This is a genomic window from Streptomyces sp. AP-93 (genome assembly GCF_022808175.1).
In the GTDB taxonomy this organism is placed as follows: domain Bacteria; phylum Actinomycetota; class Actinomycetes; order Streptomycetales; family Streptomycetaceae; genus Streptomyces.
The window spans coordinates 1-3,800 of record NZ_JALGBX010000063.1; the positions used below are offsets into that span (position 1 = coordinate 1).

At 70.6% G+C, this 3,800-nt stretch carries 1 protein-coding gene; it reads left to right on the forward strand.

Translation table 11 applies throughout. From position 1 onward, the window contains the following. Positions 1–54: 54 nt before the first annotated feature. Positions 55–3,800 (forward strand): type I polyketide synthase (locus tag MTF69_RS42540; RefSeq protein WP_243342195.1); only part of this gene is annotated, 3,746 nt, incomplete at its 3' end.

A 3,800-nucleotide genomic window follows, 5' to 3' on the forward strand; every position in this document is an offset into this window, starting at 1 on the left:
CGCCGAGCCGCCATCTCCTCCTTCGGCATCAGCGGCACAAACGCCCACGTCATCATCGAACAACCCCCCACAACAGAAGAAACCAACCACACGACCGCCACCATCCCGGTGACCGTACCGATCGCACTCTCCGCGAAGACCCCCGCCGCCCTCCGCGCCCAGGCCCAGCAGCTGAGCTCTCACGTGGAGCGGGCGGCGCAGCAGACCGGGCTCGCGGAGCTCGCTCTCACCCTCGCCACGTCACGTGCGGCTCTGGAGCAGCGTGCCGTCGTCATCGCCGAGGACCGTGAGGGTCTGCTCGCCGATCTGGCCGTGCTCGCGCAGGACGGGACGTCTCCCCGTCTGGTCCGCGGCGAGCCTGCCGGCGGTGACCTCGCCTTCCTCTTCACCGGCCAGGGCAGCCAGCGACCGGGCATGGGCCGCGAACTCTACGAGAGCCAGCCCGTGTTCGCCGAGGCCCTGGACGAGGTCTGCAAGCACCTCGACACCCACCTCGGGCGCCCACTACGCGACATCATGTTCGCCGTCGAAGACGACGGCACGCTGGACCAGACGCTGTACACGCAGACGTCGCTCTTCGCTCTCGAAGTGGCCCTTTTCCGGCTGACGGAACATCTCGGCCTCCGGCCGAAGTTCGTCGCCGGGCACTCCATCGGTGAGCTGACCGCGGCCCACGTGGCCGGCGTGCTCTCACTGGAGGACGCAGCCACCCTGGTCGCCGCCCGCGGCCGTCTCATGCAGGCGGTGCCCGCCGGCGGCGCCATGCTCTCCGTGCTGGCCACCGAAGCCGATGTCGCTCCGCTGCTCGCGGGGCGCGAGAGTCAAGTCGCCGTCGCGGCGGTCAACGGCCCTGTCTCCACCGTGATCTCCGGCGAGGCCGTCGTCGTCACCGAAGTCGAGGCCACCCTGGCTACTCAGGGGGTGAAGACGCGTCGGCTGCGGGTCAGCCACGCCTTCCACTCCCCCCACATGGACCCCATGCTGGAGCAGTTCCGCGCCGTCGCGGAAGGCCTCACCTACCACGCACCGCGCATCCAGGTCGTCTCCAACCTGACCGGCACCATCGCCACCACCGAAGAACTCACCTCACCCGACTACTGGGTCCGCCACGTCCGCGAAGCCGTCCGCTTCCACGACGGCATCACCACCCTCCACAACCTCGGCGTCACCACCTACCTCGAACTCGGCCCCGACGCCACCCTCACCGCCATGGGACGCGCCTGCATCCCCGACACCACCACCACCGAACCCGAATTCCTCACCACCCTCCGCAAAGACCGACCCGAAACCCTCACCTTCACCACCGCCCTCGCCCACCTCTGGACCCGAGGAACCACCCCCAACTGGCACACCCTCATCGGCGACCACCCCACCCACCCCCACCACCTCCCCACCTACCCCTTCCAACACAAGCGCTACTGGCTGCGCCATGACGCTTCGCGCAGCGCCGACTCCTCGGCCGCAGGCCTCGGGCTCGGCCCGGCCGGGCATCCGCTGCTCGGCGCGGCCGTCTCGCTGGCTGACGCGGACGGGCTGGTGCTCACCGCACGACTGTCCGTCGACGATCACCCGTGGCTGGTCGACCACGTCGTGCTGGACACCGTGCTGTTCCCGGGCACAGCGCTGGTCGAACTCGCGCTCCGCGCAGGTGATCTGACTGGCTGCCAGACTGTCGAAGAGCTCACCCTCGAGTCGCCGCTGGTGCTGCCCGCCTCCGGTGGTGTGCAAGTGCAGGTAACGGTGGGGGCTCCGGACGGGTCGGGCCACTGCTCGTTCAGCGTCCACTCGCGTACAGAGGACGAGTCGGCCGACCGCCAGTGGCTGCGGCACGGCACCGGCATACTCGCCCCGGGTGACACGGGAGCCGGCGGGGGCACCGGCGGCCAGGACGCACTGACCGAGTGGCCGCCGCGCGATGCACAGCGGGTGGACGTCTCCGACTGGTACGGGACGCTGGCCGCGAAGGGCTTCGGCTATGGTCCCGCCTTCCAGGGGCTGCGTACGGTCTGGCGGCGTGGCGACGAGGTGTTCGCGGAGATCGCGCTGCCTGAGGAGCCTGCACAGGCGGCCGGCATGTACGGTCTGCATCCGGCGCTGCTGGACTCGGCGCTGCACGCCATCGAGCTGGGCGTGCTGCCCACCTCCGGCGAACTGCGGCTGCCATTCTCCTGGAGCGGTGTACGGCTTTACGCCTCCGGCGCCACTGCCGCCCGCGTCCGGCTGACCCCGGCCGGACCCGCCGCCGTGTCGTTGCTGCTGGCCGACGCAGCCGGGCAGCCTCTCGCCGGGGTGGACGCCCTCTCGCTGCGGTCGGTGACCGAGGAGCAGCTGCGCGGCGCGAGCCGCTCGGCGCGGCACGACTCCCTGTTCAGTGTGGAGTGGGTCCCGGTTCCGTCCGGTTCCGCGGCGGGCACAGCGGTCGCGGACACCACGCTTCTCCGCCTCACCCCCGGAGCCTCCGTGCACGAGACCGTGCACACCGCTCTGACCGCGACCCAGGAGTGGCTGGCCGAGGACCGGCCCGAGCAGGAACGACTGGTCGTCCTCACGCAGGGGGCGGTTGCCACCACGACGGACCAGGCCGCCGACGCCGCAACCGCTGGAGCGTGGGGTCTGCTGCGGTCGGCGCAGACCGAGAACCCCGACCGGATCATCCTCCTCGACCTCGACCTCGACCTCGACGACCCCGACACCCTCCACACCATCCTCCCCACAGCACTCGCCACCGGCGAACCCCAGATCGCCCTACGCAACGGCACACTCCTCACCCCCCGCCTCACCCGAATCACCACCCCCGAACCCACCCCCACCCCCTTCAACCCCAACGGCACCGTCCTCATCACCGGCGCCACCGGAGCCCTCGGCGGACTCTTCGCCCGCCACCTCATCACCACCCACAACGTCCGCCACCTCCTCCTCGTCAGCCGCCGCGGCCCCACCGCCCCCGGCGCCCAAGAACTCCACGACCAACTCACCGCACTCGGCGCCCACATCACCATCACCGCCTGCGACATCACCGACCGCCAAGCCCTCGACCAACTCCTCAACAACATCCCCGGACAACACCCCCTCACCAGCGTCATCCACGCCGCCGGCACCCTCGACGACGGCATCTTCACCAGCCTCACCCCCCACCGCATCTCCACCGTCCTCCACCCCAAAACCGACGCCGCCCACAACCTCCACGAAGCCACCCGACACCACAACCTCACCACCTTCATCCTCTTCTCGTCCGTCGCCGGTACGTACGGCACCGCCGGTCAGGGCAGTTACGCGGCGGCCAACGCATCCCTTGACGCACTTGCCCAGCACCGCCGGACGCTCGGCCTGCCCGCCTTGTCCCTGGGCTGGGGTGCCTGGGCCGAAGGGGGCATGGCCTCGACACTCAGCGAGGCGGACCTCGTCCGGCTGGCGCGGACCGGCATCGGGGAGCTGGACCCTGCGGTCGGCCTGGAGCTGTTCGACACCGCGCTCGCGCTCGACCTCCCACACGTGGTGCCGATGGCCCTTGACGCGGCCGGGCTGCGGGCCCGGGGCGGTGAGGTCCCGCGCCTGCTGCGCGGCCTGATCCGCACGACGTCCCGCCGCACCGCACAGGCAGGAAGCATTGCGTCCGCGGAATCGGTGGCGCAGCGGCTGGCCGGCCTCACGCCGGAGCAGCGGGAGAAGTTCCTCCTGGATCTCGTACTGGGTGAAGTCGCGGCGGCTCTGAACTATGCCGGTTCGGACGCGGTCGACGGCCGGCGCGGCTTCAAGGAACTCGGCATCGACTCCCTCACCGCCGTCGAACTCCGCAACCG